Here is a 1,139-nt window from a genome sequence, read left to right as displayed (position 1 = left end):
ACCGGCAAAGGTTCCGGGATGCCTCACACCGCTCGACGGGTCACGGGTGAAGCCGCCAACGTGCAGTTCATAGATGACAGCGTCGTCCAGCCCGCGGGAAACCCGGGCACCGCACGCGGACACAGGCTCCGTCACAATGGCACGGAGCGAAGCGCGCCCGGTTTCGAATGGCTCGGCGGCACCGGGCCGCTTCCAGAGGTCGTCGCACACGGCTCGGGCATACGGATCGAGGAGTTCCTTGCCTGGATCGAATGCGCAGCCCGAGTGTTCCGTGTCCTTCGGCCCGTCCAGGCGCCACGTGTAGCAGGTGTGCAGCGGCAAGCCCGCCACCAGGACATGCCAGTAAAAAAACGTCTGGTTGCGCTCAGGTATGAGCGGGATGATCTGAAACGGCTCAGGGCTCGCCGGGGTCAGGTACAAGAGGAGCTCTACCCGTGTGGCGTGGCGGCCGAAGACGCAAAAGTTGACGCCTTCGGGCACCACCGTGGCGCCCGGCGGGAATCGCGACCCGGGGCCGACCGGATACTCCCGGGCCGGACCTGCCTCAAAGCCGGTCAAGGGCGATCCTCACAGGGCGGATTTTCCAGATCTGGTCGCAGTACTCGCCGATCGCGCGGTCGGACGAGAACTTGCCCGCGCGTGCGGTGTTGAAAATGGACATGCGAGTCCAGCGTCGCGGGTCCTGCCAGGCGGCGTTCACGCGCTCCTGGCAGGCCGCGTAGTCGGCGTAGTCGGCCAGCACGAGGAACGGGTCGGCTTGCAGCAGGTTCTCGACCAGCGGACGGAACATGCTGCGGTCGCCGCGTGAGAAGTGCCCGTCGGCGATCAGCGCCAAAACATCACGCAACTCCGGATTTCCGTTCGCGTACTCCGCCGGGCGATAGCCCTCTCGCCTCACGCGCTCGACCTGATCAGCGGTCAGACCGAAAAGAAAGAAATTCTCGTCGCCAACTTCCTCGCGGATCTCGACGTTGGCTCCATCCAGTGTTCCGATCGTCAACGCGCCGTTCATCATGAACTTCATGTTCCCGGTGCCCGATGCCTCCTTGCCGGCCGTCGAGATCTGTTCGGAGAGGTCCGCCGCCGGGTAGATGAAGTGCGCATTCTTGACGTTGAAGTCAGGAATGAACACCACCTTC

1 protein-coding gene and 1 pseudogene are annotated in these 1,139 nt (G+C 64.1%); both read right to left on the bottom strand.

Annotation, left to right across the window (positions count from 1 at the left end):
- Nucleotides 1-558 (bottom strand): annotated as a pseudogene (locus BG61_RS38545) (glycogen debranching enzyme); the annotation flags it as partial.
- On the bottom strand, nucleotides 545-1,139 hold a 595-nt coding region (locus BG61_RS38540; RefSeq protein ID WP_035943695.1), incomplete at its 5' end, for a glycogen/starch/alpha-glucan phosphorylase. The pseudogene BG61_RS38545 and the gene BG61_RS38540, both read right to left, overlap by 14 nt.

The organism is Caballeronia glathei (assembly GCF_000698595.1).
GTDB lineage: Bacteria > Pseudomonadota > Gammaproteobacteria > Burkholderiales > Burkholderiaceae > Caballeronia > Caballeronia glathei.
This window is presented reverse-complemented; position numbering and strand designations above follow the sequence as displayed.